Source organism: Mesorhizobium sp. M1004 (assembly GCF_040318795.1).
GTDB lineage: Bacteria > Pseudomonadota > Alphaproteobacteria > Rhizobiales > Rhizobiaceae > Mesorhizobium.
Genome location: NZ_JAMYNB010000006.1, coordinates 108,189 through 133,437 on the forward strand (window position 1 = coordinate 108,189; position 25,249 = coordinate 133,437).

The 25,249-nt window shown below is 64.3% G+C and carries 25 protein-coding genes; 8 read left to right on the top strand and 17 right to left on the bottom strand.

What is annotated here, in order from left to right:
* The first annotated feature begins 21 nt into the window (after window positions 1-21).
* Window positions 22-483 carry a preQ(1) synthase gene (gene queF, locus NKH54_RS14410; RefSeq protein WP_023682931.1) on the top strand — a complete coding sequence of 154 codons (462 nt, stop codon included), beginning with the start codon at window positions 22-24 and terminating at the stop codon, window positions 481-483.
* Between the two features lie 7 nt (window positions 484-490).
* Here the strand turns inward: queF and NKH54_RS14415 are convergent, their stop codons facing one another.
* From NKH54_RS14415 to NKH54_RS14435, 5 genes are all read right to left on the bottom strand, one after another.
* Entirely contained in the window at window positions 491-1,360 is an 870-nt protein-coding gene (locus NKH54_RS14415; RefSeq protein ID WP_023698009.1) for an alpha/beta hydrolase, read from the bottom strand.
* A gap of 28 nt (window positions 1,361-1,388) precedes the next feature.
* Window positions 1,389-1,994: a hypothetical protein gene (locus tag NKH54_RS14420; protein WP_353028438.1), complete on the bottom strand. Its 606-nt coding sequence runs from the start codon at window positions 1,992-1,994 to the stop codon at window positions 1,389-1,391.
* A 4-nt stretch (window positions 1,995-1,998) separates the two neighbouring features.
* A complete protein-coding gene (locus NKH54_RS14425; protein ID WP_023694426.1) occupies window positions 1,999-2,478 on the bottom strand; it encodes a DUF3828 domain-containing protein in 480 nt (159 codons plus the stop codon).
* A gap of 93 nt (window positions 2,479-2,571) precedes the next feature.
* Window positions 2,572-4,221: an ABC transporter substrate-binding protein gene (locus NKH54_RS14430; protein WP_353028439.1), complete on the bottom strand. Its 1,650-nt coding sequence runs from the start codon at window positions 4,219-4,221 to the stop codon at window positions 2,572-2,574.
* A 62-nt stretch (window positions 4,222-4,283) separates the two neighbouring features.
* Window positions 4,284-5,834, bottom strand: coding sequence for a trimethylamine methyltransferase family protein (locus NKH54_RS14435; RefSeq protein ID WP_353028440.1), 1,551 nt, complete (start codon window positions 5,832-5,834; stop codon window positions 4,284-4,286).
* An 89-nt stretch (window positions 5,835-5,923) separates the two neighbouring features.
* Between NKH54_RS14435 and NKH54_RS14440 the strand changes: the two genes are divergently transcribed.
* Both NKH54_RS14440 and mutL read left to right on the top strand, forming a co-directional pair.
* Window positions 5,924-6,826 (top strand): LysR substrate-binding domain-containing protein, encoded by a 903-nt coding sequence (locus NKH54_RS14440; protein ID WP_023682936.1) that lies wholly within the window; start codon window positions 5,924-5,926, stop codon window positions 6,824-6,826.
* Window positions 6,827-7,101: 275 nt separating this feature from the next.
* Complete coding sequence (gene mutL, locus NKH54_RS14445) at window positions 7,102-8,955, top strand: DNA mismatch repair endonuclease MutL (RefSeq protein WP_353028441.1); 1,854 nt, start codon at window positions 7,102-7,104, stop codon at window positions 8,953-8,955.
* A 25-nt stretch (window positions 8,956-8,980) separates the two neighbouring features.
* Here the strand turns inward: mutL and NKH54_RS14450 are convergent, their stop codons facing one another.
* Entirely contained in the window at window positions 8,981-9,742 is a 762-nt protein-coding gene (locus tag NKH54_RS14450) for a hypothetical protein (protein WP_353028442.1), read from the bottom strand.
* Window positions 9,743-9,849: 107 nt separating this feature from the next.
* The gene (locus NKH54_RS14455) at window positions 9,850-10,743 is read right to left on the bottom strand and encodes a DMT family transporter (RefSeq protein WP_023734232.1); all 894 of its coding nucleotides are present in this window, start codon (window positions 10,741-10,743) and stop codon (window positions 9,850-9,852) included.
* Window positions 10,744-10,834: 91 nt separating this feature from the next.
* Here NKH54_RS14455 and NKH54_RS14460 point away from each other — a divergent pair, with 91 nt between their 5' ends.
* Window positions 10,835-11,761: a LysR substrate-binding domain-containing protein gene (locus NKH54_RS14460; protein ID WP_353028443.1), complete on the top strand. Its 927-nt coding sequence runs from the start codon at window positions 10,835-10,837 to the stop codon at window positions 11,759-11,761.
* Between the two features lie 17 nt (window positions 11,762-11,778).
* Here the strand turns inward: NKH54_RS14460 and NKH54_RS14465 are convergent, their stop codons facing one another.
* Window positions 11,779-12,384: a hypothetical protein gene (locus NKH54_RS14465; RefSeq protein WP_353028444.1), complete on the bottom strand. Its 606-nt coding sequence runs from the start codon at window positions 12,382-12,384 to the stop codon at window positions 11,779-11,781.
* 112 nt (window positions 12,385-12,496) lie between these two features.
* Here NKH54_RS14465 and NKH54_RS14470 point away from each other — a divergent pair, with 112 nt between their 5' ends.
* Complete coding sequence (locus tag NKH54_RS14470) at window positions 12,497-12,730, top strand: DUF2093 domain-containing protein (RefSeq protein ID WP_023694434.1); 234 nt, start codon at window positions 12,497-12,499, stop codon at window positions 12,728-12,730.
* Window positions 12,731-12,790: 60 nt separating this feature from the next.
* Here the strand turns inward: NKH54_RS14470 and NKH54_RS14475 are convergent, their stop codons facing one another.
* From NKH54_RS14475 to epmA, 8 genes are all read right to left on the bottom strand, one after another.
* The gene (locus NKH54_RS14475; protein WP_155922435.1) at window positions 12,791-13,273 is read right to left on the bottom strand and encodes a PM0630 family protein; all 483 of its coding nucleotides are present in this window, start codon (window positions 13,271-13,273) and stop codon (window positions 12,791-12,793) included.
* Window positions 13,274-13,362: 89 nt separating this feature from the next.
* On the bottom strand, window positions 13,363-14,391 hold the full coding sequence (gene lpxK / locus NKH54_RS14480) for a tetraacyldisaccharide 4'-kinase (protein WP_023734236.1): 1,029 nt from the start codon (window positions 14,389-14,391) through the stop codon (window positions 13,363-13,365).
* Window positions 14,392-15,708, bottom strand: coding sequence for a lipid IV(A) 3-deoxy-D-manno-octulosonic acid transferase (waaA, locus tag NKH54_RS14485; protein ID WP_023689593.1), 1,317 nt, complete (start codon window positions 15,706-15,708; stop codon window positions 14,392-14,394).
* The gene (locus tag NKH54_RS14490) at window positions 15,705-16,493 is read right to left on the bottom strand and encodes a lysophospholipid acyltransferase family protein (RefSeq protein ID WP_023682942.1); all 789 of its coding nucleotides are present in this window, start codon (window positions 16,491-16,493) and stop codon (window positions 15,705-15,707) included. The genes waaA and NKH54_RS14490 overlap by 4 nt, the downstream gene beginning before the upstream one ends.
* A 5-nt stretch (window positions 16,494-16,498) precedes the next feature.
* Entirely contained in the window at window positions 16,499-16,744 is a 246-nt protein-coding gene (locus tag NKH54_RS14495; RefSeq protein WP_023682943.1) for a DUF4170 domain-containing protein, read from the bottom strand.
* A gap of 68 nt (window positions 16,745-16,812) precedes the next feature.
* The gene (locus tag NKH54_RS14500; protein ID WP_023671574.1) at window positions 16,813-17,619 is read right to left on the bottom strand and encodes a 3'(2'),5'-bisphosphate nucleotidase CysQ; all 807 of its coding nucleotides are present in this window, start codon (window positions 17,617-17,619) and stop codon (window positions 16,813-16,815) included.
* On the bottom strand, window positions 17,606-18,949 hold the full coding sequence (locus tag NKH54_RS14505) for a TldD/PmbA family protein (protein WP_352463731.1): 1,344 nt from the start codon (window positions 18,947-18,949) through the stop codon (window positions 17,606-17,608). Before NKH54_RS14505 ends, NKH54_RS14500 begins: the two co-directional genes overlap by 14 nt.
* Before the next feature lie 202 nt (window positions 18,950-19,151).
* Complete coding sequence (gene epmA / locus NKH54_RS14510; RefSeq protein ID WP_353028445.1) at window positions 19,152-20,198, bottom strand: EF-P lysine aminoacylase EpmA; 1,047 nt, start codon at window positions 20,196-20,198, stop codon at window positions 19,152-19,154.
* 129 nt (window positions 20,199-20,327) lie between these two features.
* Here epmA and efp point away from each other — a divergent pair, with 129 nt between their 5' ends.
* The 3 genes from efp (at window position 20,328) to NKH54_RS14525 (ending at window position 23,256) form a co-directional block, all read left to right on the top strand.
* On the top strand, window positions 20,328-20,897 hold the full coding sequence (efp, locus tag NKH54_RS14515; RefSeq protein ID WP_023730483.1) for an elongation factor P: 570 nt from the start codon (window positions 20,328-20,330) through the stop codon (window positions 20,895-20,897).
* Window positions 20,898-20,968: 71 nt separating this feature from the next.
* Window positions 20,969-22,429: a phospholipase D-like domain-containing protein gene (locus NKH54_RS14520; RefSeq protein WP_023689589.1), complete on the top strand. Its 1,461-nt coding sequence runs from the start codon at window positions 20,969-20,971 to the stop codon at window positions 22,427-22,429.
* A 26-nt stretch (window positions 22,430-22,455) separates the two neighbouring features.
* Window positions 22,456-23,256, top strand: coding sequence for an endonuclease/exonuclease/phosphatase family protein (locus NKH54_RS14525; RefSeq protein WP_023671569.1), 801 nt, complete (start codon window positions 22,456-22,458; stop codon window positions 23,254-23,256).
* Window position 23,257: 1 nt separating this feature from the next.
* On the opposite strand, the gene NKH54_RS14530 is transcribed toward NKH54_RS14525, so the two are convergent.
* The gene (locus NKH54_RS14530; protein ID WP_353028446.1) at window positions 23,258-25,225 is read right to left on the bottom strand and encodes a glycoside hydrolase family 127 protein; all 1,968 of its coding nucleotides are present in this window, start codon (window positions 25,223-25,225) and stop codon (window positions 23,258-23,260) included.
* Between the last annotated feature and the right edge of the window lie 24 nt (window positions 25,226-25,249).

Sequence of the window (25,249 nt, forward strand, 5' to 3'; positions counted from 1 at the left end):
AAAATCCCCAGGAAAACCGCGATGATCGATACCAAAACCCTCACCCAGCTCGGCGCCCACGTCGAGACGCCACAGAGCCCGGAGACCGCGGTCCTGGAGACCGTGCCGTTCCAGCGCGGCGACGGACCGCCGGCGATCGTGCGCTTCACCTGCCCGGAATTCACCTCGCTCTGCCCGGTAACCGGACAGCCGGATTTCGCTCATATCGTCATCGACTACGCACCCGATGCCACGCTCGTGGAATCGAAGTCGCTCAAACTGTTCATGACCTCGTTTCGCAACCATGGCGCTTTCCATGAAGACTGCACGGTGATGATCGGCCGCCGCATTGTGGCGGCAACGAAGCCGCTGTGGTTGCGCATAGGCGGCTATTGGTATCCGCGCGGCGGCATTCCGATCGATGTCTTCTGGCAGACCGGCGCTCCGCCCGAAGGCGCCTGGTTGCCCGACACCGGCGTTGCCCCCTATCGCGGCCGTGGCTGAACTGACGTCAGCCATAGGCGGCTCGGCAGAGCTTTGTCGCCAGAAAGGGAAGGACGGCATCGCGATAGCGCGGCTGGTCATACCGCAGCAGGTCCACATGGCCCGCTCCTTCGAACCAGACCAGTTGTGAGCCGGCAGCAGCGCTGTGCAGCGCCTGCACCTGGCTGCGATCGATGAAGGGATCGGTGCTTCCCGCAAGCAGCATCAGCGGTTCACCGATCTGGCCGAGGCGATCGACCGGCCTGACATTGTCGGCGCTCAACCCCAGACGAAGCGGCATCTGCGCCAAAAGCACATCGGCCTGAAAACCGCGCCAGAAGTTGAAAGGCATGCGCCATGCCGTGGTCTCGCGCAAACTCGCGTAAAGCTGCTCCAGAACATAGGCATCGGCGGGCGCTTGCTGTGCCGCAAAGACGAAAGCAGCGGCGCCTAGCGACGAGCCGACAGCGCCAAGCTTCTGGCCAGGAAAACGTTGCCTGGCATAGGCAATGATGCGGGCGGCGTCCTGCGCTTCCGTGTAGCCGAAACCTTGAATGGCACCGCCGCTCTCGCCGTGCCCGGACAGGTCGAACAGGACGACGGAATAGCCGGCGTCGAACAAAAGTTTCGCTCTTTGAACCAGGGCCAGCCTGTTGGCGCCGCGCCCATGCAGCAGTACGACCGCGCCGCAGCTGCCCTTTCGATCAGCCGCCCAGCCGACCAGATCAGGAGCGCCGGGCTGGTCGAGCACGACGCGCTCGACGGGCAAATCGCCGGGAGCCGCCAAAGCTTGCCAAGGCGCGCGGGCGATCAGCATCGTGCCGATTTGCCAGTCGAGGCCGCAGCCGGCAGCGCCCAACCCGACCAGCGCGATCGCGAGCAAAACGCGAAGCTTCATTGCCGACCACCCGGAAACAATCGGCGGCTTATTCGCACTGATACTGGCTGAGCGCCCATTCACCGGTCACCGAAAGCAGATCGGATATCTTCCAGTCGCCGTCGACCTTCTTCAGCTTCCACTCCAGCCGGTGCTGGTTGCCTTCGACGACGAAGGCGACCACCACCTTGGCCTGATCACCATTGACGGCCTCGATGCTCTTCAGGCTCTTGTCGATCGCAAGCTTGTCGGAATCGGCATTGTCGAGCGCCATGTTGGGGTCGAGGCATTCGCCCTGCCCGGATTTGCGCAACGCGTCGCTCTTGTCGAGTACGGTCTTGGCCGGGTCGACGAAGTTCTTGCGCTGGGTCGGATCGAGCTCCAGTCCGAGATGTTCGTAGAACGGCTTGACCACAGCCGTCGGCGAGCCCGCCAGGACGGGCGCGGCCGGCTCGGCCGGCGACCACCCAACCGGCGGTGTCGCCGGTTCCACCGCTGTCCCGGGTGGATTTGCGGGCGGTGCTGCGCCGCCCGGCACTGTCTCGGCCGGGGCATTTGCAGGTGGCGGACCGAGCAGCCCTTGAGCGGCGGCTGCGCTCGTACCCACCGCCAACAGGCATATGGTCGACAGCGCCAGGGCAAGACGGCGAAGCACGGGATCACTCCGGCGCTTTGTCGGGCATGCATTCCAGCGCGCTCAGCGTCCAGCTGCTGGTCTTGGAGGTGATGTCGGCGACCTTCCATTTGCCGTCGATTTTCTTCAGCGACCACAGCATTTCGCGTTTGGAATCATCGCCTTCCGCAAAAAGGCTGAAGGTGGCGGTGACTTCGGCCGTATCGCCATTGACGGTCTCGGCCAGCTTCAATGTCTTGGCAATCGACTTCTGGTCGAAATCCTGCGCGTCGAGGCCGGGATCGAAGTCGAGGCAGGCGACTTCGTCGGGCTTGTTCTTCGTTGCCTGGTCGTTGAGATCGAACAGCTTGGTCACCGGCTCGGTGAAGCGGTCGCGGTACTTTGCATCTCCCTCGAATTTCACCTCGGGCACATAAAAGAACTTCACGGCGTTGGAAGCCGGCCCGGCCAGCACCGTCGCTGGCAAGGCAATCGAAAAGACAGCGGCAAGCACTATCGGTTTCATGCAGGATCTCCGGAAGTTTGGCGGCAAGGCGGCAATACCAGACATCCTGCATATCGGCTTTTTTGCGGCTCATGAAGCCCCGGCTGCACCGTCTCAGCCATCCAGCCAGACGTTCTGCAGGTCCATCTCGAAGGTCTGGTGGACGCCGTAGTTCTTCACCTTCTTGTTCATGTGGCTGTAGAGCTTCTGCCAGAAGGGTTGAATGATGACGCCGGAATCCTGCAGGATCTGCTCGACATCCTTCATCACCTCACGCCGTTTCTCCACGTCGATCAGCGACAGCGCCTGCTTCAGCTTGGCGTCGAAGTCCGGGTTGGAATAGGCCGATTCATTCCAGGCCTCGCCGGTGCGATAACCAAGCGCCAGCACCTGGACGCCAAGCGGGCGCATGTACCAGATGGTCATCGAATAGGGATACTTCGTCCAGTCGTTCCAGAAGGTCGAGCCCGGCAGCACCGTGCGCTTGACCTTGATGCCGGCGTCGCGCAACTGGCCCGCAATCGCGTCGCCGGTGTTCTTCTGCCAGTCGTCCTCGACGGTGATCAGCTCGTGCTCGAAATCGGCCTGCCCTGCGTCCGCCATCAGTTTCTTGGCGCCGGCTGCGTCGCGCGTCTTCTTGGGCAGCGCGAAATATTCAGGATGGATAGGGCTGACATGGTGGTTTTCACCGACCGTCCCTCGCCCGGCATAGCCGAGTTCCAGCACCGCATTGTTGTCGACCGCCATCTGCAGCGCGTTGCGCACCCGCTGGTCGTCATAGGGCTTGTGGGTAACGTTCGTGCGGGCAACCAGCGTGGTTGCCGTCGCAACCTCGGACTTCTCCAGCCCCATCTTGTCCAGGATGTCGATGAAGTCGGCCGGCGTCTCGAAATTGAGGTCTATCTCGCCGGATTCGAAGGCGTTGATCGAAGCGTTGAAATCCGTGCCGTAGTCGATGAACTCGACGCTGTCGAGCGGCGCTTCGCCGCCCCACCACTTGCCGTTTTCACGACGCTTGACCACCGCCTTCTGGCCGACATCGTAGGAGACCAGTTCGAACGGGCCCGTGCCGATCGGCTTCTTGACCGGGTCGGCGCCTTCGGCGTCGAAATTGCGGTGGACGACGAGCGCGGGATAATCGGTGAGGTTCGGAATCAGCGAAATGTCGGGCGCGCTGAGCGTCAGCTTGACCGTATTGTCGTCGACCTTGGCGATCGCGCCTTCCCTGGCCTTGCCCGACTTTTCGTCGATCAGCCCGCCGACGCGAGCGGCCATGGAGTTGCCGGCGACCTTCTTCTCGCACCAGCGGGTAACATTGAAGACCACGTCATCGGCGTTGAAAGCATCGCCATTGTTCCAGGTGATGCCCTTGCGCACATGCAACGTGTATTCAGTGGCGTCGTCATTGATGTCCCAGCTTTCGAGCAGCACTGGCTCGAAGGTGAATTCCCTGGTGTAGCGGACCAGCGGCTCCAGCCAGCAGCGCGAGATGTTGGCGAGTTCCACCCAGTCATAGGTGCGCGGATCTTTTTGGGCCTTGACCGACATCGATATGTGCAGCGTGCCGCCCTTCTTCGGCTCCTCGGCAAAAGCCTGTCCCGGCGCGGCAAGGCCGATCATGCCGTAGGCCAGCGCCGTCGATGCGCCGAACGCACTTGCCAATGCTAGAAACTCGCGCCGGTCCATGCGGCCAGCACGCGTCTCTTGCGCCAGCGCCCCGATGGCGGTTGGCACGCGATCGCCATTGCTTTTGAAAAGTGTCATGTCTTTCTCCCTTGCGGTTCCCATCGGGTCTTCGCCCGTTTATCAACTCATTCGTCGTTCTCTTAGCTAACGCTGTCGGGCAGCCTCTCTTCGCGCTGCGCGATAAAGTCCCTGAGGCCCTCGGCAATGCCCTCATCGAGCTTCGGCTCTTCATAGTCGGCCAGCATGTTGCGGGCTTTCTCGCGGCCGCGCGTATCGTGATCCTTCGCCCCTCCGGCCTTCCATTGTTCGTAGGAGTTGAAGTCCATGATGGTGGGTATGAAGAATGCCGACTCGTAATGATCGAGCGTGTGCTGGGTGCCGAGGAAATGGCCCTGCGGCCCGACCTCGCGGATCGCCGCCATGGCCTCCTTGAAGTCGTCGAACGGCAGGCCGCCGGCATATTTGTACCAGCCGACAAGCTGCTCGCAGTCGGTGGCGAATTTCGAATAGCCGCAGGTCAGCCCAGCCTCCAACCAGCCGGCGGAGTGCCAGATATAATTGGCGCCGGCGAGGATGGCGGCATGCATCAGCATGTTGGATTCATAGCCGGCCTGGGCGTCGTTGAGCTTGGAGCCGACATGGAAGCCGGAGGTTCGCCAGGGCAGTTTGTATTTCCGCGCCAGCGCGCCCATCAGATACATCATCTGGGCGGCTTCCGGCGTGCCGCCCATCGGCGCGCCGGTCTTCATGTCGACCGTCACCATGAACTGGCCGTAGATTTGCGGCGAACCCGGGCGCAGCAGTTGGGTGAAAGCGACGCCGGCCAGTGCTTCGGCATTGACCTGCGCCACCGCGCCGACGGCCGAGGCCGAAGTCGATGCGCCGCACAGCGCAAAGGGCGCCAGGATCAGCGGCTGATTGCTGCGCGCATAGACCTTCATCGCGTCCAGCATGGTGGCGTCCCACACCAGCGGCGAGTTGCAGTTGGTAATCGACACCAGGACCGGGTTGTCGCGGACGAACTCCTCGCCGAAGACGATGCCCGCCATCGCCATCGTGTCTTCGGCGCGATCTTTGGAAGTAACGATGCCCATGAACGGCTTGTCGGAGTGCTTCAGCGCCGAATGGATGATGTGGAGATGCCGTTTCGGCACCGCGATCTCCATCGGCTCGCAGATGATTGAACTCGACGAATGCAGCGCCGGCGCCATGTAGGCGAGCTTGTGGAAATTGTTGAGGTCTTCGAGCGTGCCATAGCGCCGGTTGTTGTCGAGGTCGCGCACGTAAGGCGCGCCATACATCGGCGCGAAGATGGAGTTCTTGCCGCCGACGCGCACGGTGCGCTCGGGATTGCGCGCATTGAGGGTGAATTCGGACGGAACCTTCGCGACCAGTTCCATCAGCAGGCCGCGGTCGATGCGGACGCGTGTCTCGGACACGTCGGCGCCCGCCGCCTTCCACATGGCGATCGCCTCGTCGTCGCGGAACTCGCAACCGACCTCTTCGAGGATGGCGAGTGACTCCTGGTGGATCAGTTCCACCGCCTCGTCCGGGACCATCTGGTAGGTGGGGATCTCGCGGACCAGCGTTGGGAACGAGGTGACGGGGGCGCTCCTCAGCGCCTTGCGTCCGAGGCGACCGCCGCCGCGGCGGTGGGTTTGCTCGGTCAGTTCAGTGGCCGGTGCGTTCATGGAGCCTCCTCATTCCGTCCAACCAGGTTAGCGAGAGGAAATATGGATGTGATGCTGGAAAATCCTGATCTCTTGTATAAGCTCAGCTTATGCGAAGCCTGCGCCACCTCTTGCCCTCGGCCGGCAGCCTGATCGTCTTCGAGGCGGCGGGCCGGCTGTCGAGCTTCACCGCTGCCGGGCGCGAGCTTGGCATGACGCAGGCCGCCGTCTCCTATGCGGTGCGCGGGTTGGAGGAACAGCTTGGCGCCCAGCTGTTCCAGCGCCGCCACCGCCAGGTCGTCCTGACAGAAGCGGGCGAACGCTTCCATGCCGACGTCTCACTCGGCCTGTCGCATATCCGCAAATCGGCGGAGGATCTGCGCCTGCAGGCGACCGGCGGTCATGTCACGCTGGCGGCGTCGACCGCCTTCGGCTCGTTCTGGATGATGCCGCGGCTGCAGCAGTTCCGCGACGAACTGCCGGGCATCGACTTGCGCATCCAGACCGCCGACCGCGATCTCGACATCATCGCCGAGGGCATCCCGCTCGCCGTGCGCGGCGGCGAGCCGCGCGACTGGGCCGACTATCATTCGCTGCCGCTGGCCGACGAGGAGATTTTTCCAGTCGTAGGCGCCAGCTATCTCGCGAAATTCGGCATGCCAAGGAGCGTCGCGGAGCTGGCGACGCATCGCCTGATCCACCTTGAGGAGCCCTACCGCGAGGCGGCTAGCTGGGACGAATGGTTCCAGTCGGCGGGCGGCAGCCTCGACAACACCGCGCGCGGCCTGCGCATCAACGATTACGGCCTCGTGATCCAGGGCGTCATGGAGGGCCAGGGCATCGCGCTCGGCTGGCGGCATCTGGCCGAACGGCTCCTGGCTTCGGGGCTGCTGGTGCCGGTGACCGACCATGTGCTGAGAACCGGCAAGGCGTTCTACGTGGTTTGGCCTAAGAACCGTGAGCTGAGCGAGAATGCGCGGAAAGTCAGGGACTGGCTGGCGGCGCAGGCTTGAAATCGGTTGCAGCGTAGTCACTATCGCGGAGTTCCTTCACACCCCCCCTCTGTCCTGCCGGACATCTCCCCCGCAAGGGGGGAGATTGGCAGTTCATATGTCGCGTCACCCTTCAGGCATTGAAGATTGGCGAAAGCCGTCGTGACATCTGATCTCCCTCCTTGCGGGGGAGATGGCCGGCAGGCCAGAGGGGGGTGCTGTCCCGCTGGCGTCTCCAATGTCCGGCATTCATTGAAGCCTTCCGCACACCCTTCGAATCCGCCTATAATACCCCCATGCCCATTCGCCAGCTTTCCGAAACGATGATCAACCAGATCGCCGCCGGCGAAGTCATCGAGCGTCCGGCGAGCGTGGTGAAGGAACTGGTCGAAAACGCGCTCGACGCAGGCGCCTCCCGCGTCGAGGTCGTCACTGCCGGCGGCGGGCTGAACCTGATCCGCGTCACCGATGACGGCTCCGGTATCCCCGAACAGGAACTGGCGCTGGCCATTGCGCGCCACTGCACCTCGAAACTTGCCGACAACATTCACGATATCCGCTCGCTCGGGTTCCGTGGCGAGGCATTGCCGTCAATTGGTTCGGTGGCGCGACTGTCGGTTCGCTCGCGCACGGCTGCAGGCGACGCTGCCGCCGAGATCGCCATCGAAGGCGGCCGCGTTTCGGCGGTCAAACCGGCGGCGGCCAACCGCGGCACCACGGTCGAGGTGCGCGACCTGTTCTTCGCCACGCCGGCCCGGCTCAAATTCATGAAGGGGGAGCGCGCCGAAAGCTCCGCCACCAGCGACGTGCTCAAGCGCATCGCTATCGCCTTCCCCGCCGTGCGCTTTACGCTCGCCGGCTCGGACCGCTCGACGCTGGAATTGCCGGCGACCGACGACACGGCGGAAGGCAGCCTGCGCCGCGTCGCGCAAGTCATGGGCGCCGAGTTTCCCGACAATTCCATCGCTATCGACGCCAGCCGGGACGGCGTGCACCTGACCGGCCACGTCTCGATCCCGTCCTTCACCCGCGCCAACGCGTTGCAGCAATATGCCTATGTCAACGGCCGGCCAGTGCGCGACAAGCTGATTGCCGGCGCCATTCGCGGCGCTTTCGCCGATGTGCTGCCGCGCGACCGGCACGCGGTGACCGTGCTGTTCCTGACGCTCGATCCGGCGACCGTCGACGTCAACGTCCACCCAGCCAAGGCCGATGTGCGCTTTCGCGACCCCGGCCTGGTGCGCGGGCTGATCGTCGGCGCCATTCGCGAGGCGCTGGCCAATGCCGGCATCCGCGCCGCCACCAGCGGGGCCGCCGGGATGGTGGCGGCGTTCCGGCCGGGAGCCGCCTCCTACGCCCATGCGGGTCCTGCCAACGGTCATCGCAGTTATGACGCGGCCTACCGGGCCTCGGGCTTTTCGGGCTTTGACCGCTCGCCACAGCGGCCGCTGGATATGGGATTTGACGGCGCCGGCTTCCGCGAAAACGACCAGGCTGCATTCGACGCCGGTCCGCTCGCCAGCGCCGATGCGCGTGCCGGCTTAGCCGAGCCGGCCGAGACGCTGCTCGGCACCGCGCTGGGCGCCGCCCGCGCGCAGGTCCACGAGAACTACATCGTCGCCCAGACCAGGGATTCGCTTGTCATCGTCGACCAGCACGCGGCGCATGAGCGGCTGGTCTACGAGGCGCTGAAGAATGCCCTGCACTCGCGCGCGGTGCCCTCGCAGATGCTGCTTCTGCCGGAGATCGTCGACCTGCCGGAGGAGGACGCCGAGCGGCTGGCCATGCATTCCGAAACGCTGGCCCGGTTCGGTCTCGGCATCGAGCGCTTCGGCCCCGGTGCGGTGGCGGTGCGCGAGACGCCGTCCATGCTCGGCGAAACCAATGTCCAGCAATTGGTGCGCGACCTTGCCGATGAGATCGCCGACAACGATACCGTCGAGACGCTGAAAGAGCGGCTGGACAAGATCGCCGCCACCATGGCCTGCCATGGCTCGGTGCGCTCCGGCCGGCTGCTCAAGGCCGAGGAGATGAACGCACTGCTGCGACAGATGGAGGCGACTCCCGGCTCCGGCACCTGCAACCACGGCCGCCCGACCTATATCGAACTCAAGCTCGCCGATATCGAGCGGTTGTTCGGAAGGCGGTGAGCACAAGCCAGGTCAGGCCACACGCTCAATTCACCAACAGGCGATAATCCTTGAACCTATGAGAGAAAACGTAATCCCTTGAGTAACCGGCGCCACTGCCGCGAAAATTCACGGAGATTATCTCGAAGCTTCCCCCAACCTGTTTTTGAACATTCATGTAGATGGGAGTCATCAGCATGCCGGCATCGCAATCGTCGTCATCGAAAACGATCTCCTGAACGACCTTCTTTTTCTTCTTGTCGATGACCCGCAGCTTACTCATGCAGACGAGAAAGCCGGCTTTCTCGTAGTCCCCGGCAAATCTGTGGGTGGCTGTCTGCGCCCAGAAGGGGATCTCGACGGTCCCGTCAACCTTCGCCTCACCGGTATCGTCGAGGCTTGCGACCTTCTTCAGCACGATCGGGAACTTGTCCAGGCCTCTGTTCCAGGTCCCCGTTGCGCCGCTTTCGCCAAGGTCGAGAGAAAACGGACATCGGGCGGTGTCGACCGGCGTTTTCGATCCAATGACCAGGACCCGGTCGAATTCCTTGTCGTCCGCAATCTCGCAAAGGGAGACGCTGGTACCGGTGATCTTGCCGTACACCGCTATCGGGCTTTGCTTCGCGTCGTAGAAATAGCTTCCTTCGACCGTAATCCCGCTGCCGAAACTGTCATATCTCTGCAGTGACAGATGGACTGGATTAGGCCCGATGGACCCTTCGTAGTTTTCGACCTGGTACCAGCCAGCGAAGGCTTTCCCGGTCAGCAGCAAAACGCAAAAGATTGCCGATATGAACAGTTTTCCCATTCCATCCCCCAGCCAGGCAACTCACCATAACGGTCCTTCCTCCGGGTGTCTGCATGCTGGGGATACGGTTCCCGGTTTGAGTCCGGAAACGGTTCCAACTTTTTGTTTTAACGCTTCAAATTCACCACGATCACACCGCCGAGCGCCAGCGCGCCGCCGAGGAGACCGAGCAGTGTCGGCACTTCGCCCAGCCAGAAGAAACCGATCAGGGCAGACATGGGCGAGACCAGATAAAGGAAGTTCGAGGCACGGGCGGCCGGGAGACGCGACAGAGCGGTTGCCCAGGCGGCATAGGCGATCAGGCTGGGCACGATGCCAAGAAAGATCACGGCGCCGATCCCGGCCGTGTTGGCGACCGCTGCCTGCGCAAAGCCGCTTGGCAAAAAGGGCGCCAGGCAAAGTGCGCCAAGGATCATGTTCGAGGCCGAAATGGTCAGCGGGTGATGGCGGGCAAAGAGCGGCTTCTGGACGATCGTGTTGACGGCCGAGCACAGCGCGGAGCCAAGAACCAGCAGCGCGCCGGTGTCGAAACTCAAGCCATTGCCGTCGGCGACCGCAATGATGCCGATGCCGGCGAATGAAATGGCCGTGCCAAACCAGGCCCACGTTGAGAAACGCTCGCCCAGCAATGCCATTGCCATGATGGCGGTGAAGATCGGGCTGACATTGATGATGAAACCGGCGGCGCCAGCCGACACGGTCAGTTCGCCGTAATTAAGCATGACGGTGTAGAGCGCGACGAAAATGGCGCCGCCAAAGCCGAGGCGCCACACTTCATCGAGCCTCGGCAGTGCCGGGCGCTTGACGGCAAGAAAGATCGCCGCCGGCACCGCGGCAATGGCAAAGCGCAGCGAACCGAGTTCCAGCGGCCCGAAGGCGGCGAGACCCGCACGAATCGCTGGAAAGGCCGATGCCCAGCCGACCACCGTCAGAGCCACGGCGATGGCTGCCGTGGTGTCCATCCGCTGTGTCTGATTCGATGTGCCGGTTACTGCGCTCATCCCACTGTCCTCGCGTTTTTCAGTCATGAACCGCAGAAAGCGCCTTTTCGGCGCCGTTGACAAACGATCAAATCGAGGATCACCTGTGACTATGGATCACAGCTCAGACACAATGGTGCCGCTCGAGACACTGCGTGCTTTCGATGCGGCGGCGCGCACGGGGAGCTTTTCGGCCGCGGCCGAGAAGCTCAACATCACCCATGGCGCCGTCAGCCGGCAGATCGCCAAGCTGGAGGACTGGCTGGGCCTGAAAGTGTTCGACCGCGGGGCCCGCGGCGTCTCGCTGACCATCGAGGGCAACCGCCTGCATCTGCGCACAGCGGAAGCCTTTGCGCTGATCTCCAGCCATTCCGACCGCTGGGTCGAGCCGCGCGGCACCGCCGTGGTGCGGCTTACATCGATACCCTCCGTCAGCGGGCTGTGGCTGATGCCGCGCCTGGCGGCGCTGGAGAACAATCCCACCAAGCTGCGCATCGTGCTCGACGTCGACATCCGCCAGGCCGACCTTGCCGATGAAGGCATCGACCTGTCGGTCCGCTGCGGGCGCGGCGGCATTCCGGGCCGGATCTCGGTGAAGCTGTTCGAGGAACATGTCTTTCCCGTCGCCGCGCCTGGCCTTGCCCGCGAGATCGGTCGCGGCGACCCGGCCCGGCTGCTCAAATTTCCACTGATCAACGATTCCGACGCCTCCGGATGGCGTGCCTGGTTTGCCGCGCAAGGCATGGACTACCGCCCGCGCCCGCAGGACCGCCGCTTCGAGGACTATAATCTGGTGCTCGACGCTGCCGCCTATGGGCTCGGCATCGCGCTGGCGCGGCCGCCATTGACCCGACATCAGCTGGAGTCGGGCCGCATCGTTGCCGTCGATGAGCGCACGGCGCTGAACCCGGTGTCGTACTGGCTCGACCGGCCGCTGGGGCGGCCGCGCACGGCTGCCGCCGAGCTTTCGCGCCGCATCGCAATTGAGGCTGGGCTGGCGATGGAAAAGATGGAAGCGTTCCTCGAAGCCGAGCGATAGCGGCGATTGTTCGGTGCTCAGCCAAGCACCAGCAAGGCGAGCCCGACAATGGCGACGGCCAGAAACCCGGCTGCCAGCGCCATCAGGCCGACACGCATCTGCTGCCGGCCTTCGGGCTGGACCGTGTCATTCGACCCAGACATCGCCTGCCCCCGCTTCGCCGCCGCGTCGGTGGCGGAGGCGCGGCGCGGCGGCGAAACCCCCGGTGCGAGAAGCGCAAACCAGGGCAGTCCTGCCGGCTTTGCGGCAGCGCCATCATCGGCCCTGGCCGGCGGCACCGGCAGACCGCGCTGTGCATCGTCGTTGGCTGGCGTCGCCTTGCCTGTCGCAGCCGTTGTCGGCCCGAAATCGTCGGGCGCCGCGTCACCCGGTTCGGCAAGCGCCAGATAGGCCTGCAGGATCTCGGCTGAACCCGTCTGCTGCCCCTTTGCGACGGCTGCGGACAACAGCGCCTGCAGCGCCGGCGCCGCTGCCGGCTGCAAAGGCGCGCCGGACGGCGTCGGCGGCTGCACCAGCGCCTTTATAAGTGCTGCTTTCGCCGGATCGGCCTTCGCCGACGGCAACGCTGCCAACATCATGGCCTCACGCAGCAGCGCGGTCAGGCGGGCGGATGAAATGTCCATGCCGGTCCCATAAGAATGGTTTGGAGCGACAATAGCGCCTCAGCATTGCGTCAAGCTTGACCTTGCCGGCAATTTATGGCGATGAAATCAGCATGAACCTTGGCACCACTCCATGATGAACCGCTTCGAAGGCCCCGGCGGCAAGGAAGCCCGTATCCGCTATCTCGACGGCGACTTCCAGGTCACCAGCCCCGGCGCCTTCGTGCGCTGCGCGGTGACCGGCGAGAGCATTCCGCTGGACGAGCTCAAATATTGGAGCGTCGCCAGGCAGGAGCCCTATGTCAGCGCCGCCGCCTCGCTGCGCCGCGAGATCGAGATGCATCCGGACCTGCGCAGCCGGGGTTAGATCGGCACACCGGAAAGCAAGGCTCACCGTCGATCTGATTTTCCTGGAACGCCTGCAGGACTATGGCTTTGAGGATGCCGGCGCGTTTTCGACCGAAAAGTCGAATTTATGAACAAGCCGATCTCCGACAAGCACTTTGATGGAATACGGCCCGATCGGATCACCCTCGGCCATGCACCAGCCATGCGAGATCCATCCGTCCTGCGGTTTGTAGAACATGGTGGTCTCGGAGACCCTTCGATCGCCCGATAGCTTGCTCAAGCTGTATTCGTTTCCGTCGATACCACCCCACTGCCTGGGCTCCGCGGGAAGCGCGAACACCTCGGTGACCGATACCAGTCTGTCGCCTTGCGCCAGACGTACGCGCCATTCAAAGCAGGCGCTATCGGGGATAAGCGGTACAATGTTTGAGGGCCGAACGTGGGTAGCACCGTCCGCTTCGGTGACCGAGACCAGAAATTCGCTGTCGGTCGCGGTGGGTGCCTGCGCCGAAGATGGGTTCGCCATCGCCACAAGAACAAAGCCCACAAAGAGTGCCCGCAACCTAACCATTCCACCCCCCGCGCTGAAGCCGGTCTGACTTATAATAGTGATAAGCGGCGAGAAATATCCTGTGTCAACGCGGGAGCGCCCTACCCTCGCAGCCGGCGCTGTCTCCAGGCATCCAGCGTCTCGTCGATGATGCGCTCCGGCACAGTGTCGAGTTCGAACGTGGCGTCGATCTCCAGCACGGCGAGTTCAGCGAGGAAATCGGCCGGGGCAGCGCCGTGGCGCAGCCGGGCGGCGTCCTTGGCGGTGGTGACGAGGCCCAGTCCATCGCGGCGCGCGGTTGCCGCCAGTTCCGCGAGTTCATCAGGGGCATAGAAGTGATGGTCCGGAAACGACCGGCTCAGCGCCACTTCCGCACCAGTGCCGCGCAGCGTGTCGAAGAATTTTTCGGGGTGGCCGATGCCGGCAAAGGCGAGGAACCGCCGGCCGGCGAACCGCTCCTTGGCCGCGGGCTCGGCATGCGCCTCGAAGATCGGCCGGCCGGCGCGCGCCGCCTGGCGCACGACCTGGTCGGCGGCAGCGCCCTCGCCCATCTTCAACAGCCCGTCGGTGAACACCAGTTGGTCGACGATGTTGGCTCTCAGCGGACCGCCCGGAATGACCCGGCCGTTGCCGATGCCGTAACGGGCGTCGACGACGACCAGCGCATAATCGATATGGATGCGCGCGCTCTGAAAACCGTCATCCATGATCAGGAAATCGCAACCATGGGCTTCCAGGAGCAGCTTGGCGCCGGCAGCGCGGTTGGGGCTCACCGCAACCGGCGCGTGCTCGGCCAAAAGCAGCGGCTCGTCGCCGACATGCTTGGCAGCGTCGTGACCGGCATCGACGACATGCGGCTGCGCGAACGAGCCGCCATGGCCGCGCGACAGGAATCCGGGATTGAGTTGCATGCGCCTGGCCTGCTTTGCCAGCGCGATGGCGACCGGCGTCTTGCCGCTGCCGCCGACGGTGAAGTTGCCGACGCAAAGCACTGGCGCGTCGATCTTTTCACGTACCGCCCGATGCATGCGGCGGCCGGCGACGATGCCATAGACGGCTGATAGCGGCGACAGCGCAAAGACCCGCCAGTCCGGCGCTTCCCACCAGAAAGGTGGTGCTTCCGACGCCACCTATCGCCCGTCGGCGCCCTTCAGGCGCGACTTGACGATCAATGGCTGGATATAAGGCTCGAGCGACTTCAGCGTGTGCGCCAGCGCACCGCGCATCTGGTCGACTGTGGCGGCACCGGCCGCCATCATCTCGTGGCGCGCAACTTCATTGCTCAGCAGGAAATTGACGGCGCCGGCCAGCATGTCGCGGTCGCGCACCAGCTTGGCGCCGCCGCTGTCGAGCAGGCGCTGATAGGCCTCGCGAAAATTCTGGACGTTGCGGCCGGCCAGCACAGCGGTGTCGAGCATGGCCGGCTCCAGCGGATTCTGGCCGCCTTCCGAGGTCAGCGAGCGGCCGACAAAGGCGATTTCCGTCAGCCGGAGATAAAGCCCCATCTCGCCGATCGTATCGCCGAGCAGGATATCGCTGTCGGCGGTGATCCGGTCGCCCTTGCTGCGCCGCGCCAGCTTCAGGCCCATGCCGGAAATCTGTGCGGCCAGCGCTTCGGCGCGGTCGGGATGGCGCGGGACGATGATCGTCAGCAGGCCATGGTGGCGCTTGTAGAGCGTGGCGTGGACTTCCGCCGCGACCACCTCCTCGCCGTCATGGGTCGAAATTGCCGCCCAGGTCGGGCGGCCGGCGATCTGGCGCTTCAGCGTCGCCAGCGCCCGTTCGTCGACCGGCGGCGGCAAGGTGTCGACCTTGAGGTTGCCGGACACGGTGACCGGCCGGGCGCCAAGCGCGCGAAACCGTTCGCCGTCGACATCCGACTGGGCAACGACATGTGCAAGGTTCTCGAACAGCGCCTCGGCGATGTTGGCGCGCTTCTTCCAGGATTTGAACGAACGGTCGGAGAGCCGGCCGTTGACCAGCACCTGCGGCACGTGGCGGGCGCCGAGCTCGAGGATCGTCATCGGCCATATCTCGGATTCGGCGATGATAGCCAGGTCCGGCCGCCAGTGATCGAGAAAGCGGCTGACGGCCGGCTTGAGGTCGAGCGGAACATATTGGTGGATGATGCGGTCGCCCAGCCGTTCGTCGGCAACCTGCGCCGAGGTCACTGTTCCCGTCGTCAGCACGATGTTGACACCGTAGTCGAGGATGCTTTGCACCAGCGGCACGACCGCAAGGGTCTCGCCGACGCTTGCCGCATGGATCCAGATCACCGGCCCTTCGGGGCGCGGCCGCCCGGCAACGCCGTAGCGCTCACGGCTGCGGCTGCGGTCTTCCTTGCCCTGCGATGTGCGCCAGGCGACATAGGGACCCATCAGCGGATAGGCGGCTGCACCGGCAAGGCGGTAGGCCGCCAGGAAGGCGCGCGCCCAGCCGACGCTCATGGCCTGCCGTCCACGAGCCGATAGGCCTCGGCGGTTGCGGCATTGAGCGCGGCCGTGACTTCCTGGCGCTTGCGCTCCATTTCGGCCTCGTCGGCATTGGCCGGCACGAAAACCGGCGTTCCGATGACGATCGAGGAGCGGCCGAACGGCAGGTTGATGGTGGTCTTGTCCCAGCTCCTTTCCAGCACCTTGCGGCGGCTGGTGGCGATGGCGGCAGGCATGATCGGCCGGCCGGAAAGGCGTGCCAGCAGAACGATACCAAGCCCCGCGTCGCGCGGCGTGCCGTGGGGAATGTCGGCGATCATGGCGACGTTCTTGCCGGCGACGAGTGACTTTTTCAGGGCAATTAGCGCCTTGGCGCCGCCCTTGTCGAGATGCTTCGTGCTTTCACGCCCGCCGGAGCCGCGCACCGCCTCGATGCCGAATTTTTCGATCATCAGCGCGTTGAGTTCGGCGTCGGCGCTGCGCGAGACCATGGCGACCAGCGGCCGTCCCTTGGGATAATAGGCTGGGGTCAGCAGATGCTGGCCATGCCAGAGCGCGATGATGCCGGGTTCGAATTCGGCGTAGTCGCCGCCTGAAAATTTAGCCGAGCCTTCGACCACGCGGTTGGTCAGGCGCACCAGGCGGACGAACTGGGCGAGCAGGCTGACGATCATGCTCTTGACGATTCGCGACTGCGCCAACGGCTCGCGGATCTTGCGCCAGAATGTCTTCGAACTGCCGCCGCGTCTTCTTCGGACCGCGGCGCCGGTGGGCTGCCCTTTCACCGCTTCATGCTCCATCGCTGTCAACCGGCGGCCTTGCTTTCAGGGTCGAGCAGCCGGTGCAGATGGACGACGAAATAGCGCATATGGGCATTGTCCACGCTGGCTTGCGCCTTTGCCTTCCACGCGGTGTGCGCGGTTTGATAGTCCGGATAAACGCCAACGATGTCGAGCGCGTCGAGATCGCGGAACTCGGTGCCTCCCAGCTTCTTCAGCTCGCCGCCGAACACCAGGTGCAAAAGCTGTTTCTTTCCGTCTTCCGCGGCCATTTCGGTCCTTCACATATTGTGAGTTTGCGACAGGTCTAGCCCAAAGCTGCCGACTTTGGAACCTTCGATCACGCTTCCGTATCGGCAATGACGCCGGCAAGCACGGTCAGCAGCTGCCCGCTGCCGGCGACCAGCGCGCCGTGACGGATGATCTCCCCGGCATAAAGCGGCGCGCGGCCATGGCCGTCGAGCACGGCGCCGCCAGCCTCGCGCAAGATGAGATCGGCGGCGGCGATATCCCAGTCATGCGCGTTGGGCTTGACGAAGGTTGCGTCGAGCGTGCCGTTGGCGACCATGGCCAGCCGGTAGGCGAGCGAGGGAATGTGCGCCGCGCGCCGCACCCGGCTTTGCCATTGCGCCGGCATCAGGTCGATCAACTGCTTCAGCCCGCCGATCTCGACCGTCTTACCCAGGCCGCGCACGGCAATCGGCTTGCCGTTGCGGAAAGCTCCATGGCCAGGCAGCGCCCAATAGGTTTCGCCCTTGGCCGGACATTCGAGCACACCGGTGAGCGTGCGGCCATTCTCGACCACCGCGACGCTGACGCACCACGAGCGCAGACCTTCGAGGAAGCCGCGGGTGCCGTCTATGGGGTCGACGACAAAGGTGCGCCGCGCCAGAAGCCGTGCCGGATCGTCAGTCGTTTCCTCCGACAGCCAGCCATAGTCCGGCCGCGCCGCAAGCAGGGTCTCGCGCAGATAGGCGTCCGCCGCGTGGTCGGCTTCGCTGACCGGCGAGGTGCCGCCCTTCATCCACACTTGCGGGTTTTTGCCGAAATAGCGCATGGCGATCGCGCCCGCCTCGCGGGCGGCGTCGCGCAGCAGATCGAGGTCTTCCGAGGCCCCGGCCGATATGACCGGGTCACGCTCCGGCAAGGGTCATTCCTTCGATCAGCAGCGTCGGTGCGGCAGTGCCGAAATCGCGGTCAAGATCGCTCGCCGGAACCATATTGAGGAACATCGTCTTCAAATTCGAGGCGATGGTCACCTCGGCCACCGGATAAGCAAGCTCACCATTGTCGATCCAGAAGCCGGATGCGCCACGGCTGTATTCGCCGGTCACCATGTCGACGCCCTGGCCGAACACTTCGGTGACATAAAAGCCGGATTTTAGCGACCTGATCAGGTCTTCCGGCGTCCTGTCGCCCGGCTCGATGGCGAGATTGGTCGAAGACGGCGATACCGACGAGCCGCTGCGCGCGCCGCGTCCGTTGGTGGTCAGCCCCAATTCCCGCGCGGCGGACGTCGACAGGAACCAGTGCTTCAGCACGCCGTTCTCGACCATCAACAGCTTTTCGCCCTCGACGCCTTCGCCGTCGAACGGGCGCGAGGCCTGGCCGCGACGCCGCAGCGGCTCGTCGGTGACGGTGATGGCAGCCGACGCAACCTGCTTGCCCATCATCTCGCGCAAAAAACTGGTCTTGCGCGCCACCGAAGCGCCGTTGATGGCGCCGGCGAGATGACCGGCAATGCCGCGCGCGACGCGCGGATCGAACACCACCTTGACCGGACCGGTCGCCGCCTTGCGGGCGCCGAGGCGGCGCACGGCGCGCTCGCCGGCCTTGCGGCCGATCAGCTCCGGCGCGTCGAGATCGGAAAAATGCTGGTTCGAGGAGTATTCGTAGTCGCGCTCCATGCCGGTGCCTTCACCCGCAATCACGCTGGCCGAACGCGAAAAGCGCGACGCGACATAGTGGCCGACGAAGCCGCTCGACGTGGCAAGCACCAGCCCGCCGAGGCCTGCGCTGGCGCCGCTGCCGGCCGAATTGGTAACGCCCTTGACCGCAAGGGCTGCTTCCTCGGCGGCAAGGGCCGCTTCCTTCAACTGATCGGCCGAAACCTCGGTGGCGTCGAACAGATCGAGGTCGCGCACCTTGCCGACCAGCAAAGCCGGATCGGCGAGACCCTGATAGGGGTCCTCGGGCGAGACTTTGGCCATGGCCACGGCGCGCTCGGCCAATGCCCTGGGGTCCGATGCCGCCGTCGCCGAGACGCTCGCCACCCGGTTGCCGACGAAGACGCGCAGCGAGACATCGTCGCCCTCGGACGCCTCAGTGTTCTCGACCTTGCCCAGCCGCACCGACACGCCGATCGAGCGGCCGCGCACGGCAACCGCGTCGGCGGCGTCGGCGCCGGCCCGCTTGGCAGCCTCGACCAGTGCCGCGACGCGGTCGGTCAATTTCGCTGCCTCTGATGTATCGGTCATGCGCGTGGTCCTGGCTGAAGCCGCGCCGGGCGGTAGCGGCTGTTGCACCATCTATTGTCCCAATGCGGCTTGTGCAATGGCGCACGGACAATTGTCCCGCTGCGGCATAGCGCCCGAGCGGAGCGCGAAAGCTATCCGCGGCGGCGGCCGCCAGAGACGCGCGGCTTGACCGGTTTGTGAGTTTAACCGAGGCCGATTTCCGTCAAGGAGTGGCGGCCGGCGTCCATATCACGTCATCGATCTTGGTCGCGCCCGTTGCCAGCATCACCAGCCGATCGAAGCCAAGCGCCGAGCCGCTGGCTTGCGGCATGATGGCGAGGGCGGCGAGAAAATCCTCATCCAGCGGATAGCGCTCGCCATAGACGCGCTCCTTCTCGTCCATCTCGGCGGCAAAGCGCCGGCGCTGCTCGGCCGGATCGGTCAGTTCGCCAAAAGCATTGGCGAGCTCGACGCCGCAGCAATAGAGCTCGAAGCGCTCGGCCACGCGCTGGTCCTCCGCGCTCGGCCGGGCGAGCGCCGCTTCCGAGATCGGATAGCCGTACAAGATGGTGGCCTGCCCCTGCCCCAGCACCGGTTCGACCTTCTCGACCATTACCCGGCTGAACAAATCGGCCCAGTTGTCATCGTCGGCCGTGCGCAGGCCGGCCTTGACCAGAGCATCATGGAGTGCGGCGCGGTCTGTGCCGCCATCGGCAGAAACGGTGGCAAGAAGATCGATGCCGGCGTAACGCGCAAAAGCTTCCGCCACACTCACGCGTTCCGGTTCGGCGAACGGATCGGCCTCGCGGCCGCGAAAGCGGAAGGTTTTGGCGCCGGCCCGCTCGGCTGCCAGCTTCAGCAGTTCGGCGCAATCGGCCATCAGGCTGTCATAGGTTTCGCCGACCCGATACCATTCCAGCATGGTGAATTCGGGATGGTGCAAGGGGCCGCGCTCGCGGTTGCGCCAGACGGCGCCCAGGCTGAAGATGCGCCGCTCACCGGCGGCCAGCAGCTTCTTGCAGGCGAACTCCGGCGAGGTGTGGAGATAAAGAGGCCGGCGCGCGCCGTCGGCGCCGATCGCCTCGGTGGCGAAGGCTGAGAGATGCGCCTCGTTGCCGGGCGAAATCTGCAATGCCGCCGTCTCGACCTCGATGAAGTCCCGCTCGCCAAACCAGCCGCGCATTGCGGCAGCTATGGCGTTGCGGGCCATCAGCCGCGGCCGGCGGTCGGCGTGAACATCCGGCGTCCACCAGGGCGAAGCGCCAGTCATGGGTTTGCCGGGCAACGGAATTGCTGACAGGGCTGGCGGTTCGGGCCAAGATGCGCTACGGCGACGGCTCTCGCAGCCGATTTGCGCCGAACGATCGTTTCAGGCCAACGAAGTCTAGGATTGAAAACCGTGGTGAAGGTCATCGCCAGTTCGCTCCGTAAAGGCAATGTCGTCGACAAGGACGGCAAGCTTTACGTGATCCTCTTTGCCGAAAACATCCACCCTGGCAAGGGTACGCCGGTCACCCAGCTCGACATGCGCCGCATCTCCGACGGGGTGAAGGTTTCGGAGCGCTACCGCACCACCGAGCAGGTCGAGCGCGCCTATGTCGAGGAGCGCGAGCACACCTTCCTCTACGCCGACGCCGAGGGGTATCACTTCATGAACCCGGAAAGCTACGACCAGGTCGCGGTGCCGGAAAGCGTGGTCGGCGACATGGCGCCCTACCTGCTCGAAGGCATGGCGGTGCAGATTTCGCAGTTCAACGGCATCGCCATAGCCCTGGTGCTGCCGCAGCGCGCTACTTTCGAAGTGATCGAGACGGAGCCGACGACCAAAGGCCAGACGGCGTCTTCGTCCTACAAGCCGGCCGTGCTTTCGAACGGCGTGCGCACGCTGGTGCCGCCACACATCGCGCCGGGCACCCGCGTGGTGGTGATGACGGCCGATGGCGCTTATGTGGAGCGGGCGAAGGACTGAGGCGCGAGCGCCTCCGTCCTGGTTGATCCGTTGCATTGCCTTCTGCGGCCGCTGGCTCGATAGTCCTGCCGATGTGGCAGACCTTTGTGACCTACTGGCCTCTGATCCTTGTGATCATTCCGATGCTGATGGCCGCCATCGGCATCGTCCACGCAATCATGACCAAGGAAGACGTGCGCGCCGCCACCGGCTGGGTCGGCGTGATGATCTTGTCGCCATTCCTTGGCGCGATCATCTATGCCATTGCCGGCATCAACCGCATCCGCCGCGCCACGATCAGCGCCATGCGGCCCGTCGCCGGTGAAGCCGAGACAGCCAAACACGACCACGACATTGCGCTCGAAACACTCATCTCAGCCGAATTCGGCCAGCGCTTTGCCGGCCTGAAGACGCTAGGCGACAGGGTGGCGCGGCGCGGCCTGCTTTCGGGAAATGCAATCACCATCCTGAGGACCGGCGACGAAGCCTATGCGGCAATGTGCGGGGCGATCGACGGCGCACGGCGCAGCATCCTGCTCGAGACCTACATCTTCGACAATGACGAGATCGGACGACGTTTTGTGGAATCGCTGGCCGGCGCGGTCCGGCGCGGTGTGACGGTTCGCGTGCTGATCGATGCGGTCGGCGTGCGCTATTCCGTGCCCAGCATCCTTGGGACACTCCGGGAAGCCGGCGTCACCGTCGATCTGTTCAACGGCAACATCGTCATGGGCCTAAGACTTCCCTATGCGAATTTGAGGACGCACAGGAAAATCCTGATCGTCGACGGTGTGGTGGCGTTCACGGGAGGCATGAACATCCGCAAGGGGTTCTCGGCTGAATTCGCTGGCACTGCCAGCTCGGCGGATACGCATTTCCAGGTCACGGGGCCGGTCGTGGCCGACCTGTTCGCGGTTGCCGCCGAGGACTGGCGTTTTGCCGGCAACGAGGCCCTCAAGGACGAGGTCTGGCACGTGGCAAAGCCCTCGCCGCCTCCCGGTCAGCCGATCCTGGTGCGGGCGGTGGCGTCGGGGCCGGACGCCAGCATCGAAACCAACCACAAATTGCTGACGGGGGCATTTTCCGTCGCCCGCAAATCGATCCGCATCATGTCGCCCTATTTCCTGCCGGACCGGGAATTTGTCAGCGCGCTGGTCACGGCGGCCCGGCGCGGCGTCGAGATCGACATCGTCGTGCCCGCGGTCAACAATCTCTTCCTGGTCGGCCGCGCCATGACGGCGCAGTACGACCAAGTGCTGAAGCACTATTGCCGCGTCTGGCGGCATGAGGGGTCGTTCGACCATTCGAAGCTGTTGTCGGTCGATGGCGTCTGGGCCTATGTCGGCTCCTCCAACCTCGACGCCCGGTCGCTGCGGCTGAATTTCGAAATCGACCTGGAGGTGCTGGATACCGGCTTTGCCGCCGAGATCGAGGGGCGCATCGGAGCGGCAATCGCTTCCGCCAAACCCGTCACACTCGCAACCCTAAGAGCGCGGCCATTTGTCATCCGGGTTTTTGACCGGTTGTTATGGCTGGGATCGCCCTATCTTTAGAATCAGGACAGATTGAACGCAGGCCTATGGACATAAACGGACGCAGCCTTCCTGAAACAGTGCTCCTGTCGATCCGCGGCAGGAAAGCGCGCAAGGCGAACGCGACGCCGCGCAAGCACATTGAAGGCGCCCAGATGGTGGTCGCCTCCTACAACGTCCACAAATGCATCGGCACCGACCGCAGGTTCGACCCCGAACGCACCGCCCGCGTCATCCGCGAGATCGGCCCCGACGTCATCGCGCTGCAGGAGGCCGACAACCGCTTCGGCGATCGCGCCGGGCTGCTCGATCTTGCCCGGATCGAACACGAAACCGGGCTTGTGCCGGTGCCGGTTTCCGGAAGCGGCAAGGGCCATGGCTGGCGCGGCAACGTGCTTTTGTTCAAGCGCGGCACGGTGCGCGACGTCCATCAGATCAAGCTTCCGGGACTGGAGCCCCGCGGCGCGCTGGTTGCCGAGATCGACCTCGACGAAACGCGCACTCTGCGCGTCATTGCCGCGCATCTCGGCCTGTTGCGCCGCTCGCGTTCGGAGCAGGCCCGCGTCGTGCTCGACATCATGAGCAACCAGGATGAAAGGCCGACCTTGCTGCTCGGCGACCTCAACGAATGGCGGCTGGGCAACCGCTCGGCGCTCAAGACGCTGCACGCCACCTTTGGTTTCACGCCGGCGGCGGTGCCGACTTTTCCCTCAGGCCTGCCGGTGCTGGCGCTCGACCGGATCATGGCCAACCGGCACGGCATGGTCTCGTCGGTGGAAGCCCATGACACGCCGCTGTCGCGGGTTGCGTCGGATCATTTGCCGCTGACGGCGTTCGTCAGCCTGTAACTCATCCGTCCCGCAGCCAGACCAGCATCTCTCCGGGTTCGCGGTTGTCCCAGGCAAAGTACGGGACGGCGGTGATTTTCGTCTCGCTCACCGCCGGCGGATCGGTGCGATAGAGCCCGGTTTGCCAGTTTTCCTGAGCTTCCTTGCTGGCAAGTGCCGAAAGCGTGACGATGCCGCCGAGCAGGTTCGGCTCGGCATGCGCCTGGATTTTTGCCGTTCGCGGCAGAGCGATCCGATGCAACTGGCCGGCATTGTCGGTCTCCTCGACGCAATAGATCAGCGGACCGCGCGCAAGTGCGACGCGGCCGATGTCCTGACGCACCTCCGGATTGGCGAACAGACGAGCGATCGACATTTCGAGATCGAGTTCGACCCGGTCGCCCTGGCGCCACTCGCGCCGGATCGCGGCATAGCCGTCGCTGGTGATGCCGTCCAGATCGACCGCGGCGCCGTTGATCTTGAGCGCCGCCTTGCCGCACCAGGAGGGGACGCGCAGGTGCAAGGTGAACTCGACCGGCGCTTCGGCTTCGATCCGGATCGAGACCGCGCCATCCCAAGGATAATTGCTGGTCTGAATCAGACTGACCGCCCGGTTCGATATATCGAAGCGCGCGGTGCTGTCGCCGTAGAGATGAACGGCCAGCGCATCATCCGACAGGGAGTAGAAATAGCTGCCGATGGAGGCGACCATGCGGCCGATATTGGGCGGGCAACAGGGGCAGCGATGCCATTTCCAGCGATTGTGCCTGCCCCGGCTCTCCAGCGGGTTCTCGTAGAAGAACAGCGAGCCGTCGAGCGACAGGCCGGAGATCGAGCCGTTGTAGAGTGCCCGCTCCATCATGTCGGCGTAGCGGGCGTTGGGACCCATGCCGAGCATGCGGCTGGCCCAGAACACGAGGCCGACCGAGGCACAGGTCTCGGCATAGGCGGTTTCGTTGGGCAGGTCGTAGTCGCTGGTAAAACCCTCATTGTGCGCCGATGGCCCGAGGCCGCCGGTGACATAGAGGTTCTTGGTGGTGAGATCGTTCCACAGACGGTCGAGCGCTACCCTGAGCGTATCGTCGCCATATTCGGTGGCGATGTCGGCCATGCCGGAATAGAGGTACATCGCCCTGACCGCATGGCCGACGACCTTGTCCTGCTCGCGCACCGGCTTGTGCGACTGGTTGTACTCATAGGTCTTGAAATGATAGGCCTTCGGGTCGGCGCCGCGCGCACGCGCCTCCTCGTCGAAATAATGCGGCTGCTGCCCCCGCTGGTCGATGAAATACCTGGCCAGGTCCATGTATTTCTGCTCGCCGGTCGCCCGCGCCAGCTTGACCAGCGCCAGCTCGATCTCCTCATGGCCGCAATAGCCCTTCTTCTTGCCCGGCTCCGGGCCGAAGGTGTCGGCGATATGGTCGACATAGCGGCACATGATATCCAGCAGCTTGCGCTTGCCGGTGGCCTGGTAGTAGGCGACCGCGCCTTCGATCAGATGGCCGGCGCAATAGAGCTCGTGGCAATCGCGCAGATTGGTCCAGCGCTTGCCGGGCTGGATGCGCTGGTACCAGCTGGAGAGATAACCGTCTTCCTGCTGCAGTCTGCCGTAGAGGTCGATGACGGCATCGATCTTCGTCTCGAGTGCCGCATTCTTGCGCCGGTAGAGCGAATAGGCCGCGGTCTCGATGGTCTTGCCCCAATCGGAGTCCCAGAACATCTGCGTCGTCACCGTCGAGCCGGTGAAGCCGGGGCTGGCAGCCTCGTCGGGCGACGGCGAATGGAACGGAATGACGACGCCCGGCGAGGGCCGGTCCGGGTCGATCTGCTCCAGCATGCGCGCCTCGACGCAGCGCTCGTAGAGGATGTCGGCGGTGCGCGACGCCACGGCATCGACACGGTCGCCCCAGAAGCCGCGGACATCGACCTGCGGCACCGGCAGTGGGCGGAAGGCGAGTTTGCCGGGCTTGGCGGTTGGTTTGGCGGTCATCGTGTCACTCCGTTGGGTATTGGT